This is a genomic window from Pseudomonas fluorescens, from assembly GCF_005938625.1.
Taxonomy (GTDB): domain Bacteria; phylum Pseudomonadota; class Gammaproteobacteria; order Pseudomonadales; family Pseudomonadaceae; genus Aquipseudomonas; species Aquipseudomonas fluorescens_BD.
Genome location: NZ_VCNJ01000020.1, coordinates 1 through 13,386, shown reverse-complemented (window position 1 = coordinate 13,386; position 13,386 = coordinate 1). Strand labels below are relative to the sequence as shown.

Annotated in this window: 13 protein-coding genes and 1 pseudogene; 5 read left to right on the top strand and 9 right to left on the bottom strand. The window is 56.2% G+C overall.

Annotated features, from left to right (window positions below; all coding sequences use genetic code 11):
• The first annotated feature begins 7 nt into the window (after nt 1-7).
• The 3 genes from FGA82_RS13475 to FGA82_RS13465 are packed head-to-tail and all read left to right on the top strand — an operon-like array spanning nt 8 to nt 3,506.
• Nucleotides 8-673, top strand: coding sequence for a YjbF family lipoprotein (locus tag FGA82_RS13475; RefSeq protein ID WP_141127449.1), 666 nt, complete (start codon nt 8-10; stop codon nt 671-673).
• Nucleotides 673-1,431, top strand: coding sequence for a capsule biosynthesis GfcC family protein (locus tag FGA82_RS13470; protein WP_141127501.1), 759 nt, complete (start codon nt 673-675; stop codon nt 1,429-1,431). The genes FGA82_RS13475 and FGA82_RS13470 overlap by 1 nt, the downstream gene beginning before the upstream one ends.
• Entirely contained in the window at nt 1,428-3,506 is a 2,079-nt protein-coding gene (locus FGA82_RS13465) for a YjbH domain-containing protein (RefSeq protein ID WP_141127448.1), read from the top strand. Before FGA82_RS13470 ends, FGA82_RS13465 begins: the two co-directional genes overlap by 4 nt.
• Nucleotides 3,507-4,000: 494 nt before the next feature.
• Here FGA82_RS13465 and FGA82_RS13455 read toward each other — a convergent pair whose 3' ends face one another.
• The 3 genes from FGA82_RS13455 to FGA82_RS13445 form a co-directional block, all read right to left on the bottom strand.
• The gene (locus FGA82_RS13455) at nt 4,001-5,395 is read right to left on the bottom strand and encodes an undecaprenyl-phosphate glucose phosphotransferase (RefSeq protein WP_095121080.1); all 1,395 of its coding nucleotides are present in this window, start codon (nt 5,393-5,395) and stop codon (nt 4,001-4,003) included.
• Nucleotides 5,396-5,787: 392 nt separating this feature from the next.
• Complete coding sequence (locus FGA82_RS13450; protein ID WP_141127446.1) at nt 5,788-6,420, bottom strand: winged helix-turn-helix domain-containing protein; 633 nt, start codon at nt 6,418-6,420, stop codon at nt 5,788-5,790.
• A 279-nt stretch (nt 6,421-6,699) separates the two neighbouring features.
• Nucleotides 6,700-7,440, bottom strand: a complete 741-nt coding sequence (locus FGA82_RS13445; RefSeq protein WP_141127500.1) for a winged helix-turn-helix domain-containing protein — start codon at nt 7,438-7,440, stop codon at nt 6,700-6,702.
• Between the two features lie 505 nt (nt 7,441-7,945).
• On the opposite strand from FGA82_RS13445, the gene FGA82_RS13440 reads away from it, so the two are divergent.
• A complete protein-coding gene (locus FGA82_RS13440; protein ID WP_141127445.1) occupies nt 7,946-8,779 on the top strand; it encodes an undecaprenyl-diphosphate phosphatase in 834 nt (277 codons plus the stop codon).
• Here FGA82_RS13440 and FGA82_RS13435 read toward each other — a convergent pair whose 3' ends face one another.
• Together FGA82_RS13435 and dusA are read right to left on the bottom strand one after the other, a co-directional pair.
• Complete coding sequence (locus tag FGA82_RS13435) at nt 8,780-9,151, bottom strand: DUF2388 domain-containing protein (RefSeq protein WP_141127444.1); 372 nt, start codon at nt 9,149-9,151, stop codon at nt 8,780-8,782. It lies immediately after the preceding gene.
• A gap of 75 nt (nt 9,152-9,226) precedes the next feature.
• Entirely contained in the window at nt 9,227-10,237 is a 1,011-nt protein-coding gene (gene dusA, locus FGA82_RS13430) for a tRNA dihydrouridine(20/20a) synthase DusA (RefSeq protein WP_141127443.1), read from the bottom strand.
• A gap of 102 nt (nt 10,238-10,339) precedes the next feature.
• On the opposite strand from dusA, the gene FGA82_RS13425 reads away from it, so the two are divergent.
• Nucleotides 10,340-11,464, top strand: a complete 1,125-nt coding sequence (locus tag FGA82_RS13425; protein ID WP_141127442.1) for a site-specific integrase — start codon at nt 10,340-10,342, stop codon at nt 11,462-11,464.
• 1 nt (nt 11,465) lies between these two features.
• On the opposite strand, the gene FGA82_RS13420 is transcribed toward FGA82_RS13425, so the two are convergent.
• The 4 genes and pseudogenes from FGA82_RS13420 to FGA82_RS13405 form a co-directional block, all read right to left on the bottom strand.
• The gene (locus FGA82_RS13420; RefSeq protein WP_064392767.1) at nt 11,466-11,741 is read right to left on the bottom strand and encodes a pyocin activator PrtN family protein; all 276 of its coding nucleotides are present in this window, start codon (nt 11,739-11,741) and stop codon (nt 11,466-11,468) included.
• Nucleotides 11,738-12,034: a hypothetical protein gene (locus tag FGA82_RS13415; protein ID WP_141127441.1), complete on the bottom strand. Its 297-nt coding sequence runs from the start codon at nt 12,032-12,034 to the stop codon at nt 11,738-11,740. The genes FGA82_RS13420 and FGA82_RS13415 overlap by 4 nt, the downstream gene beginning before the upstream one ends.
• A gap of 66 nt (nt 12,035-12,100) precedes the next feature.
• A complete protein-coding gene (locus tag FGA82_RS13410; protein WP_141127440.1) occupies nt 12,101-12,394 on the bottom strand; it encodes a hypothetical protein in 294 nt (97 codons plus the stop codon).
• A gap of 16 nt (nt 12,395-12,410) precedes the next feature.
• Nucleotides 12,411-13,386, bottom strand: a pseudogene (locus FGA82_RS13405) (bifunctional DNA primase/helicase); the annotation flags it as partial.

Sequence of the window (13,386 nt, the reverse complement as noted above, 5' to 3'; positions counted from 1 at the left end):
GCCGACTTTGAATATTTTGAAAGTTGGCCTGTGCCTGATGGCGGCCTCGTTGCTGTGCGGCTGTAACCCGCTGATGAGCGCTTCGTTGAATAACCTTAAAGCGGCGGTCGTCGGCCCGGATGAAGTCGACGTGTCGGCGGCCGAAGTGGCCGGGGTCAACTACCCGCAACTGAAACTGACCACGCCGTCCGGTTCCGGCGTGCTGGCGCTGGTGCGCGAGCGCGAAGACCTGCAGTTCTGGGTCGCCTCCGGCAAGCAAGTGCTGCTGCTGCGCAATGGCCTCGCCGTGCGCACCATTGGTCTGGGCCTGGAAGGTGATCTGGACGGCACGCGGCTGGCTGACGACTCGCCGTTCAAGCAGGGTCTGCACCACGTCGCCGACGGTTTCACCACGCGGCGCTGGATCGACCTCTACAAGGGTCAGGAAGTCGGGGTGATCGTCAACAGCCGTTTCTCTCGTCGCTCGGAACAGACCCTGAAGATTCTCGACAAGGAATACACGGTGCTGCGTGTCGATGAACACATTGACGCTCCGGCCATTGGCCTGAGCGCGACCAATCGTTACTGGGTCGACCCGCGTGACGGTTTCATTTTGCAGAGCGAGCAGCAACTGACGTCGCAGTTGCGCGTCAAGGTTGTGCAACTGACCCCTGATCGCAGGCACCTGCCGTGATGCGCCTGAAAATGTTATCGGCGAGCCTGATGCTGGTCGCGAGTGTGAGTCAGGCGGCCGTCACGGTGTCGGGCGATGTCGCCAATCCCGGGCCGGTCGCGTTGCCACCGGGCGGACGTTTGCTCGATGTGATCAGCGAAGCCGTGCCGAATGCCGAAGGCTATTGGCTGGCGGGCGGCTTGCTGCGCCAGTCGCTGATTGAGGAGCAGACGCGGCTCAAGGTCGGCGTGTTGTTTGACCTGGATGTGCTGCAACGCATGTCGATGCTGTTCGACCGGCCAAGTCGTGCGGCGCTGGCGCAGCGCATTGCCGAAGAAGTGCGGCAGATGCCGGTGACGGGACGGCAGATTGCCGATCTTGATCCGGTAGCGCTGGAAGTCGGCTTCGCGCGCAACATTCGCCTCGATGACGGCGATCGTCTGGTCTATCCGAAGCGCGTCGACGAAGTGCAAGTGTTGGGTGCCGTCGCCGAGCCGTGCCACTTGCCGTATCAGCCGTTGCAGGAGGCCCGTGAATACCTGCAAGGCTGTTCGATTCTGGCCGATGCCGAAGCCGATTACTTGTGGCTGATCCAGCCCAACGGCGCTTCGCAACGTGTCGGTATCGCCCACTGGAATCGCGAGAGCGGGCACTTTCCCGTGGCCGGCAGCAAGATTCTGGTGCCGTTGAAAAATGATGATCTTGATCCGCCTCTACCTGAACTGAATCAGCAGTTGGCCGAATTCATTGCCACGCAGCTGGCCGAGGTGGTTCGTTGAAGTTACGTTTTGCAGCTGTGTTGTTATTGCCTTGCGGTCTGGCTCATGCCGAGCCGCGCATTACCCAGAATGACTTCGGTGGCACCGGTCTGTTGCAGACGCCGACCGCGCGCATGGCCCCGGCCGGCGAGTTGAGCGTCAACGCCAACCGCACCGATCCGTACAGCCGCTACAGCGTGTCGTTGCAGCCGCTGGACTGGCTCGAAGGCTCGTTTCGCTACACCGCGATCACCAACCGGCCGTACGGCTCGGAGGCCCTCAGCGGCAGTCAAAGCTATAAGGACAAGGCGGTCGACGTCAAAGTCCGGCTGTGGCAGGAAAGCCACTGGCTGCCCGACGTGGCCCTGGGCTTCCGAGACGTCGGCGGTACCGGTTTGTTCTCCAGTGAATTTTTCGTCGCCAACAAGCGCTACGACAACTTCGATTTCAGCGCCGGGATTGCCTGGGGTTATCTCGGTAATCGCGGCGATATCGACAACCCGTTGGGCTACGTCAGCGATCGCTTCGATACCCGCCCGGCCCTGGAAGGCACCGGTGACGTCAACTCGGGTTCGTACTTTCGTGGCCGGCCGTCGTTCTTCGGTGGTGTGAGCTATCAGACGCCGTGGGATCGCCTCAGCCTGAAACTCGAATTTGAAGGCAACGACTACAAGCACGAGCCGAAGGACAACGAGATCAAACAGGACTCGCCGATCAACCTTGGCGCGGTGTTCAAAGTCACCGATTCGGTCGATGTCAGCGCGGCGTGGGAGCGCGGTAATACGGCGATGTTTGGCGTGACCTTTCACACCAATTTCGTCAGCCGCAAGGCACCGGCGAAGACTTACGATCCGACCCCGGAACCGCTGCCGGCGAAGGCACCGACCACGGCGATGGATCAGGTCAACTGGGCCAACGTCTCGCAGCGTTTGCAGCAGAATGCCGGCTACAAGGTCGAGCGCATCGCGCAGCGTGATTCCGAGCTGATCGTGTATGGCGAGCAGCAGCGCTACTTCCATTCGTCCAAGGCTGTCGGGCGGGCGAGCCGGATTCTCGACAACAGCGTCAACGACGACATCGACTGGTTCACCGTGGTCAACAAGCGCTACGACTTGCCACTGGAAGAAACCAGTTTGCCGCGCCAGACCTTCCGCGAAGTGATCAACAACGAAGAGCCACTTGAGTCGCTGCACCGCACCACCGAGATCAACCCGGCGATGCCGCACAACGAGAAGACCCTCTACACCGAAGCGCCGCAGCATTTCAGCTATGGCGTGGGGCTGGGCTTCAAGCAGAACGTCGGCGGCCCGGATGGCTTGCTCTATCAATTGAGTGCTGATGCCGACGCCGAATACCGTTTCAACCGCAACACATGGTGGAGCGGTTTGCTCAGTGCCAACCTGGCCAACAACTTCGATAAATTCAGCTACGACGCGCCGAGCGGTTTGCCGCGTGTGCGCACCGATTTGCGTCAGTACCTGACCACGTCTAACACCACCATGCCGTTGTTTCAGGTGAGTCATGCCGAGCAGTTGGATAAAGACTGGTATGGCATGGTGTATGGCGGTTATCTGGAATCGATGTTTGCCGGTGTTGGCGGTGAGGTGTTGTTCCGCCCGACCGGCGAGCGCTGGTCGGTGGGCGCGGATCTGAACTGGGTGCGGCAGCGTGATTTCGATCAGGGTTTTGCGTTGCGTGATTACTCGGTGGTGACCGGGCATATCACCGGGTATACCGATCTGCCGTTCGATACGCTGGCGGCGGTGAGCGTCGGGCGTTATCTGGCCGGTGACTGGGGCGGCACGCTGGACATCTCTCGAGAGTTCTTCAATGGTGTGCGTTTTGGCGCGTGGGCGACGATCACCACGGCGGGCAGTGCCGAATACGGCGAAGGTAGTTTCGACAAAGGCATCTACCTGTCGATCCCGTTCGACGAAATGATGAGCATGTCGACCATGCGCCGCGCCAACCTGGTCTGGGCACCACTGACCCGTGACGGTGGCGCGCGACTGAGCCGCAGCTACCAACTGCACTCGATGACCGATAGCCGGGAAGGGGACATGTTTTATCGCAATTTCGAGAAAATCACGGAGTAAGCGCGGATCTCCGAGAAACCTCTGAAACCTGTGGGAGCTGGCTTGCCAGCGATGAGGTCGGCACATTCAAGATTGATATTGGCTGACCCACCGCCATCGCTGGCAAGTCGAATCGTCGCACCGCAGCTCCCACAGGTTATGTGTCTAGCCACAAGGCCTGAGCCAACCACAAATCCCCTGTAGGCCTTCGCCTGCTCGCGATAGCGCAAGACCAGTCGACATCCTGTTGTCTGACCCACCGTAATCGCGAGCAGGCTCACTCCTACATTGAATATTTGCTACGCCACAGAGCGTGAGCCAAACACAAATCCCTGTGGGAGCGAGCTTGCTCGCGAAGGCGTCAGCACATCCAGCATCAATGTTGCCTGACCCACCGCCATCGCGAGCAGGCTCGCTCCCACAGTTTTTGCATCCATCCAATATCCGATTCCATCCCCAAATCCCACGCACAAAAAAGGGGACTTTCGTCCCCTTGCGGTATGCAGCTTCAAACCTCAGTAAATATCCTTCGACAGCAACGTAAACGGCGTCTTCACCAGGATCTTCAGGTCCAGCCACAACGACCAGCTGTTGATGTACTGCAGGTCAATCTCGACACGCTTCTGCATCTTGTCGATGGTGTCCGTTTCACCGCGGCAACCGCTGATCTGCGCCAGCCCGGTGATCCCCGGTTTAATCCGGTGACGCGCCATGTACGCGAGGATTTTCCCCGAGTAGTAGTTGTTGTGCGCGACGGCGTGCGGGCGTGGGCCGACCAGGGCCATGTGCCCCTGCAACACGTTGAACAGTTGCGGCAACTCATCCAGCGAAGTACGGCGGATAAAGCGGCCGACCGGGGTAATGCGCGAGTCATTACGGCTGGCCTGCTTCACATCGCGGTCATCGTGAACACGCATCGAGCGGAACTTCCAGACCTTGATCACCTTGCCGTTCCAGCCGTGGCGATCCTGTTTAAAGAACACCGGGCCGGGCGAGTTGATCTTCACTGCCAGCGCAATGATCAGCAGGATCGGACTCAGCGCGATGATCGCCAGGAACGCCACGGTTTTCTCGACCAGACTCTTGCTCAGAGCAGCGGTAGGGCGGCTGGTCAGCGGGCTCTCGTTCAAGTAGATCGCCGGCAGCCCGTCCACAACCTTCACCGAGTGATTGAGCAGGGTCAGACTGTTCAAGTCCGGCACCCACACCACGTCGACGTTGGCACCAAGCAAATCGCCATAAATCGCCTCGATTTTCGCTGCTTCACACAACGGCAGGGTGATGTACAAGCGACGGATGTCATGCGCTTCGATCAGCTCCAGCAACTGTTCCTGATCACCGACAACACGCGGTGCATCCGAACCCAACGCAGACACATCACCATTGCTGACCAAACCTACCAACGGCAGATTTTCCAGCTGGCTGAGTTTCTTTGCCAGACCCAAGGCCAGTTCGCCGGTGCCGACGATCAGCGTCTTGTGCTCGCTTTTACGCGACCGTTGGTAGTACTTGGAAAACGCATGCAGCGGCGCGTAAAGAAACGCCTGACCAAGGAAGCCATACACTGCCCAGCTCAGAATCACCTGCCGAGAAAACAGCTCATCGGCCTGGCAGACAAAGGCGATGCACGCCAGCGCCGCCATGGTCATCGACCAACCCATGAACAGTCGACCGAGACCGGTCAGGTAATTGTCACGCTTGCGATACACGCCGCTAAACGTATAAGCCGGCACCGACGCCAGTACTGCCAGCGTTGCACACATCCGGTAGTAGAACGCGACCGTCCCGGTGTGCTGCTCGGCGAGTATGAACAACAGCGTCACCACAAAGCCTTGTGCCAGCGCCCATTGGCCCCAAAAGGTCAGTCCCTTGAGGCCTGTGCTTCGATTGATACTTAAAGAAAGATCCATACGGTATCCCCAAAAGACGTCCATTCAGGTTTCAACAGTTGAAAACCGAGTTGTTATGCAGACTTATTGTTTTTGTTTTAACGAGTGTCCTGAGGTAACAACATCGATATGCCGAACTGTCGTCAGTCAATAGACTAAGTTATTGGCTGGAATGGTGTCTGACGAGTTCTAACAAGATGGCACAGTGCCAACTTTTTAATAATTAAATAGAAGGGTGTTAGAAAAGGTCGTAGAGGAGGGGGTGAATAAATGATGTTGTATTTGTTACTGTTGGAGGGGTGGAGGCAGGGAGTTTTTAGTTCAAGGAGGGAAATGATGCCAAACAGAGTGCTCTTGTTGTTTTTGTAATCGCACTTTTGTCTGTTTGTTCTGTTCGTGGAAGTCTTGCGGGGTTACGCGACGATTTCCTGAATCAGGCAATAACCACGGTTTCTGACGGCACGAAACAGTCGCTCTCCATTACTGGCGCTTTTGAATTTGTCTTGCAGGCGACTCAGGCACATTTCCAGACCGCGATATTGTTCCGGTTCTCGACCGATGCTGAGGATCAGCTCGTCACGACTGACAACACGCTCTTCATGGCTGAGCATTTTTCTGACCAATGCTGTTTCCAGGCCAGTCAGATTGATTTCGACACCCTCTTTGACCAGTGCGCCCTGAGTCGGGTCAAGATGCCAGGTTTCATTGCCAGGCATATCACCTTCAATGGCAGGCGGCATGCTGCGGGTTTCCCCGGTGATTGCCGGGACATTCTGGAAAGGATTGGCCGATTGCGCAGCGCGCCATTCGGACTCGAGCGTGGCCAATATTCGCTGAGTATCGTGTTCAATACTGCGCGGGGCATTTTTTCGACTGATGCTTGGATATGTGAACTCCATCACCATTGGAGCGGAAGAGGGCGAATCAACCCCTTCAAACGAATTGAAACGTTCACTGGACAGCATGCTCTCCAGTTCGCGTTGCGACGTTGTACTGTGAGTCACGACAACAAAATATTTCCTTGGGAGGGTTGTACTAGTTTCCATGTCTCTCTCCTGAATACATACCAAAATTGGCTAAAAGATAAATCGGCAGGCGAGCAATGACTTCCTCGGAAGTAATCGATAGGCAGGGTCTGGGCCCAAGAATGGCCCTCGATAAATTCCACTCGATCTGCTGCTATGTTATGGAGTTTTATTGTTATGGGTCGTGTTGTCGCGCTCATTCAATTGCTTGATTTCAAACAGGCGTGAAGCAGAATTGGAACGATATGGTTGCATCAGACGATCCTTCGTACGTATGCAAAAGGGATGGCTGCCCGAGAGTCAGGCAGTCGATATCAGACCCCGCAGCAGGCGATAGCCATAGCCGCGAATGCTCTGAATCGCGTTTGTACCATACATGTCCTTGATTTTTCCACGCAAGCGACTGATTGATTTCTCCAGTGCGCGAGGGTCGTAGAAATTGGTATTGAGGCCCATGATGCTGGCAATTTCATCATGGCTCAGAATGTGATTACTGGTTTGCGCGAAGGCTTCGAGGATCTTCATTTCGGCAAACGAGATATCGAGTTTCTTGCTGGTGCCCATCAGGCAGATACGGGTCGGATCAAGCGTCAGATCGATATCGCGTTGCCATTCTTCACTGTTGAAGAACTCGCCCAGCAACTCGGCGCCATCGTCGGAAAGGGTATTGAGCTTGATACAAACATCCGCGCCAGCCAGATAATATTTGATCTTGTTGAAGGCGCCGCGACCGGTGATGACCGCGCAAATGATCGGCTTCAAGTTGTCGCTGCGCAGGTTCTCGACCAGCGCCAGATTGTCTTCGAGGGCCTGTGGGCTGTCGATAACCAGAAAGATCGCTCGATACGAACCAGACTGTTCATTCAACTGAGATGAACTAGTGTACGCATTGGCTTCGAGCGCCATATCAGTGCGTAAATGCTGGGCGACTAGCGCTTTGAAATGTTCAGCCACGCCACGGGTGCGACCCAGAGTAAGAACACCGGGTTCGTCGTTTGTCGGGCGCGGGCTTCTAGTCGCTAAGTTCCCTGAGAGCATCATGCATTGACTCGAATTAAGTGCTGACATCGGGATGTTAAAGCACAGGTTCTCATCTGTGACTGACAATTGGTAACATTCACGCGATTTTTAGACGTGGCTCCCGAGTTTTCTAACAATAATTAAGCTTTTCAAGCTTTTAGTTGATTTTCTCGGAGGGGTGAACTACTGCTTAGATGGTGGCGATATGCAATGGTGCCACTATTTTGAGCTTATTGCGATGGCTTTGTCTATGTCCATCTGCCACTGTCTGGCCATCTCTGCATAATGTGATATTGATCACACTTTATTGCCGGAGCAACTTTTTTCTGAAAAAAGGCCTAAGTATTTTCTGCGTAGTTCGTCGGCCGACGATTACTAACATGGCTTGAGTGTGTCTTTTAATAAGACGTAATCTTTATGGCTGATGAACTTTTGCGTTTATGTATGTCAATGGTGTCACTGCAGATACTCAACCCCTGAGTGTTATTACCCGGTCGCTCGCCAAGAGCGCTCTGACGGAGGATTAATGGATTTCTGGACCCTTTTCCAGGTGTTGATATTAGGTGCGGTAGAAGGCCTGACCGAGTTCTTGCCGATCTCGAGTACCGGCCACCAGATCATCGTCGCCGACCTGCTGGAATTCGGCGGCGAACGCGCCATGGCGTTCAACATCATTATTCAACTGGGTGCCATTCTTGCCGTCGTCTGGGAGTTTCGACCGAAGATCTTCGACATCATCAAAGGCCTGCCCACCGAACGTAATGCCCAACGCTTCACCCTCAACTTGCTGATCGCCTTTCTCCCCGCCGTGGTCTTGGGTGTATTGTTCGCCGACGCCATCCACGAATACCTGTTTAACCCGATCACCGTCGCCGTCGCACTGGTCGTCGGCGGCATCATTATGTTGTGGGCCGAACAGCGCAGCCATGTGATCAGCGTCGAACACGTCGACGACATGCGCTGGTCTCACGCACTGAAAGTCGGTTTCGTACAATGCCTGGCGATGATTCCCGGCACCTCGCGCTCCGGCTCAACCATCATCGGCGGTCTGCTCTTCGGTCTGTCGCGCAAAGCCGCCACCGAGTTCTCGTTCTTCCTCGCCATGCCGACCATGGTCGGCGCCGCCGTGTACTCCGGCTACAAATACCGCGAACTGTTCCAGCCCAACGACCTGCCAGTCTTCGCCCTCGGCTTCGTCACCGCGTTCATCTTCGCGATGATCGCCGTACGCGGCCTGCTCAAGTTTATTGCCAACCACAGCTACGCCGCATTCGCCTGGTATCGGATCGCGTTTGGTTTGTTGATTCTTGCGACGTGGCTGTTTGGCTGGGTCAACTGGACTGCCGCAGCGGCCGCCTGATCACTGAGCGCTGATCAACGCCGCGACGGCGAGATCGTTTAATGTCGAATCCGACGACTCCTGGCGAAAGCGCTGCAAGGCCGAGGTGAAATACGCGGCCTGCAGCATGCCGTCGCTGGCCAGATAGAGTCGCGCGTCTTCTTGTTCTTCGGCAGAGTAAACACGTTTATGGCTGTCGGTCGTTTCCTGGCTAGTCGAAATAGGTGCGAGGATTAAAGACACCAAGGTGAAGCCGGAAAACTGCGTCACCTCCCACGGCGTATCAGTACGGCCCATGCAAAAGCCATCGCAGTGCGCATAAACGTCGGAAGTGAAGCTGAACAAGGCGAGAAGGGTGAAACGCTTGAAAGCAGGAAAAGTAAACGCGGGCATAAACAAAAGACATCCTGTCAGTACAACAAAACACCGGGCAACGCTCATGCGTCACCCGCACATTCAAACCATCAATCAACGACCTTCAAGCAACTCGGCAGCCTGATCCAGCAACGCCAACGGATCCTTGGCCTTGTGAATATCCACCGACAACAATTGACGGAATTTACGCGCCCCCGGGAACCCCGTGCCCAGGCCCAGCACATGGCGCGTGATGTGATGCATCGCCCCACCGGCCTGCAAATGCTCGGCTATATAAGGACGCAACTGCGCCAACGCCTCAGCCCGGCTGATCACCGGCGCCGAACTGCCGAACAACTGCTGATCCACCTCCGCCAGCAAATACGGATTGTGATAAGCCTCACGCCCCAACATCACACCGTCAAACGTCTGCAAATGCTCATGACAAGCCTCCATCGTCTTGATCCCGCCATTCAGCACAATCTCCAACTCCGGAAAATCCGCCTTCAGCTGCGCCGCCACGTCATAGCGCAACGGCGGAATGTCACGATTCTCCTTCGGCGACAACCCCTCCAGAATCGCAATCCGCGCATGCACGGTAAAACTGGTGCACCCGGCATCGCGGACTGTGCCGACGAAATCACACAGCTCCGCGTAACTGTCCCGACCGTTGATGCCGATGCGGTGCTTTACCGTTACTGGAATCGACACCGCGTCTTGCATCGCCTTCACACAATCCGCCACCAGTTGCGGATGACCCATCAGGCACGCGCCGATCATGTTGTTCTGCACACGATCGCTTGGGCAGCCGACGTTCAAGTTCACTTCGTCGTAACCGTGTTCCTGGGCCATGCGGGCGCAGGCGGCCAAGTCCAACGGAACGCTACCGCCCAACTGCAACGCGAGCGGGTGCTCGGCTTCGTTGTGACGGAGGAAACGTTCGTGATCGCCGTTGAGCAGCGCGCCGGTGGTGACCATTTCGGTGTAGAGCAGGGCGTTCTTCGATAGAAGGCGTAGGAAGAAACGGCAGTGACGGTCGGTCCAATCCATCATGGGCGCAACGGAGAACCTTCTAGACAGCGTAGAGTCGGTGTTTGTTGGGTATGTAGCTGATTTATGTACCATTTTGCTCTACGTGTTCTAGGCCGATTTCAGGGGGTAAATAGGCGTTTTCTAAGGTCGGTTGGTACAATGTACCAATCACTTTTCCAATTGTACCAGTTGACTATGGCCACGATCAGAGCACGGAAACGCACCGACGGCAGCACCAGTTACACGGCACAGATACGCCTGTTTCGCGATGGGGTGCAAGTTTACCAAGAGAGTCAGACCTTCGCCCGAAAACAGGCCGCACAGGCTTGGGTGCGTAAAAGAGAAACCGAGCTGGACGAACCAGGTGCGATCGAGCGGGCGAACCGACCTGGTGCGACGATCAAGGAAATGATCGATCGCTACTTGGCCGAAATGACCAAGGCGCGCCCTCTCGGGAAAACTAAGCTCGGCACGTTGAAGGCGATCAGCGAGTCCTACTTGGGAAGGTTGAACGACAGAGATATAAGCAGCCAGCACCTGGTCGAGTATGCGTTATGGCGCATGGGCAAGGAGGGTGGGGGTGTTCAGCCCCAGACCGCTGGCAACGATCTCGCACACCTGGGCGCGGTTCTCTCGATCGCTCGCCCCGCTTGGGGTTATGAAGTGGATCCGCATGCAATGGTGGACGCCCGCCGAGTATTAAAAAAGCTCGGTTACAACATGAAAAGCCGCGAGCGCGATCGCCGGCCAACCCTGGACGAACTCGACAAACTGCTTTCGCACTTCCGGAGTATCCAAACCCGTCGTCCAACGTCTATCAACATGCTTAAGCTGACTGGCTTCGCGTTGTTTTCCACGCGTAGGCAAGAAGAGATCACTCGGATCCTATGGGATGACTTGGACGAAGCTGGCCAGCGGGTGCTGGTTCGTGACATGAAGAATCCAGGCCAGAAGATCGGTAACGACGTCTGGTGTCATTTGCCGCCAGAAGCATGGGCGATACTTCAGACCATGCCTAAAGTGTTGCCTGAGATTTTTCCTTACAGCGCTGAATCCGTGTCCACGTCCTGGACAAGGGCCTGCAAAATCCTGGGCATCGCAGATTTGCACTTTCACGATCTGCGCCACGAAGGCGTCAGCCGGCTTTTCGAAATGGACTGGGATATTCCGCGAGTGGCGAGTGTGTCGGGACATCGAGATTGGAACTCGATGCGCCGTTATACCCACCTGCGCGGGCGAGGGGATGTTTATGCAACTTGGGAGTGGTTCGAGCGCATTCTGCAGGCGCCCGTAAAGCTGGGCGCCAAAACGTTGAAGTGAATTAACTGCTGCGCGGCGCGCTATTCAGTTGGTTACTTTCTTTGACTGCTGCAGCGCGCTGCTCATCCAGGTAAGCCGACAGGTCTGCAATATGAATACCTTTCGCGCTTTTCTGACTCGGCTCCATGCGAGTGATAGGGAGCTTTATCTGGCCGGCCCCCACTTTGCGTTGGAACATGTCTGTTGTCAGGTGCGTGAAATAATCCTGACACACTCGATCCAGCGGAATTACCACTTGGCCATTGTATTGAGCCATCAGTACAAACAACGTTTTCATAGTGCGATTCCTTCGAGTGAGTTAGGTCGATCAAACGGGGTTAGGTTGGCTGTTGAGCTGCCAGCCAGTAGTTGAGCGACAACAGCGAACTCTGCCGCGTCGATGTCGCCCAATTCCTTGGCGAAAGTGGTAAGGCATTCGAGACGGATCCGCGCTACCTCGGTTTTCCGCACCTGGTAATCAAACAGTGCTGTACCGACGATTCTGATAGCCATCAGATGCCGAGCATGCGGGTCACCGTTGATGAGTGTGTTAGCCTTCGAATCACTGCTGCTTTGGTGCTGTACTTCCATGGTGTTGCCCTCGGTGGTGGTTGATGTCGGGGAGGTGCAACTCCTCGACATCGCTTCTTTATTCCGTCAGTCCTGGCGGGCCAGGTGAATGATCAGGTCGGCGTACTTCGGGTCTTCCTCAGTGCAGGACTGCCATTCGATTACGCTCAAAATCTGCTGTGGGCTGCACGCGTCCACCAGGATTTCACGTTGGCCACCTGCGGCACGAACCTCAAGAATCTGCAGCAGTCCGTCCACCCCATAAGCACCGGCCTGAATGACCGGCTGGCTTTCGCCGATCCCTTCCAACCGGTTCTGGATCTCCTGCAGCTTGCTTGTGTTGCCGTCGCCGGCATTGCCCATAAAGATTTGGATTTGCATCGGTGTAGCCTCCTTTTCACGCTTTGAAGATCCAGCACTTGACCGTGGTAGGGCGACCCGGCGCCAAGGGTGTCCTGCTGTTAATGGCTGCGCGGACTGCGCTATGTACGGCCTTGTTTGCTTCCAGAAACTTGTGCGAGCGGGACTCTTTCAGTAGGTCACGCAGGGTGGCCACGTCCGCCAGTTTCTGTTTGTGTTCAGCAGCTCTTTCGCTGAATTCGTTGAGGTTGATCGCGATGACGCTCGGGTCACTGCTGTGATCAACCAAGGGGTCATCGTTGAGAGATTCGAGGTAGTCGTAGACTTCCCAGAATTCAGCAACGGCCGGGTGGTCGGAGCTGATCGATGCCTGGCGCTCAATCGCCATGCGGACGATTTGGCGCTGGGTCGCGGCTATTTGAGGCTCATCCAGTTTCAGAATCAGGCGCAGTGCATCGAGTAGCGAAAGCAACTGAGCGTGGTTCTTGCTGATGCGCTCCACGCGGATGTAGCCGCGCAGGTCATAACCACAACTGGTGCAGTTGCCCTGGTCGCTGACATAGGCCGTACTGCAGGCAAAACAATGCGTGTGCAGGCGGCGCAGCTTCGCTTCGTATTCGGGCATGCGCTGGGCGAACAAATCCAGTACCGCGTACTCCTTGCCCACGGCGCGCAACAGGAAGTGGCTGAGGGTGCCGCCGTCCAGTGCGTTTAACTGGTCAGCCGCCGCACGGCTTTCCGGGGTGACGGTTGGGCGTACAAAGTGCAGCTTGACGATGCGCGTCATGATCGCTTCGTGAGCCACCACGGCGGCGTTCTGGCTGATGGCGATCGTTCCCCGAAAGGGCGGTTCGTAGGTCTCGTTGCCCGCCGTCTTGACGCCTTTGGTGGCCAGCGTGCCGCCGCCGTAGAAGTCTTTCAGCTCATCCCATTCGAAGGTTTTCGCGTGTGCCCGATCGTCGCTGTGGCGATCGGCTTCCAGAAACACCACAGGCATACCGGAGACCTGACCC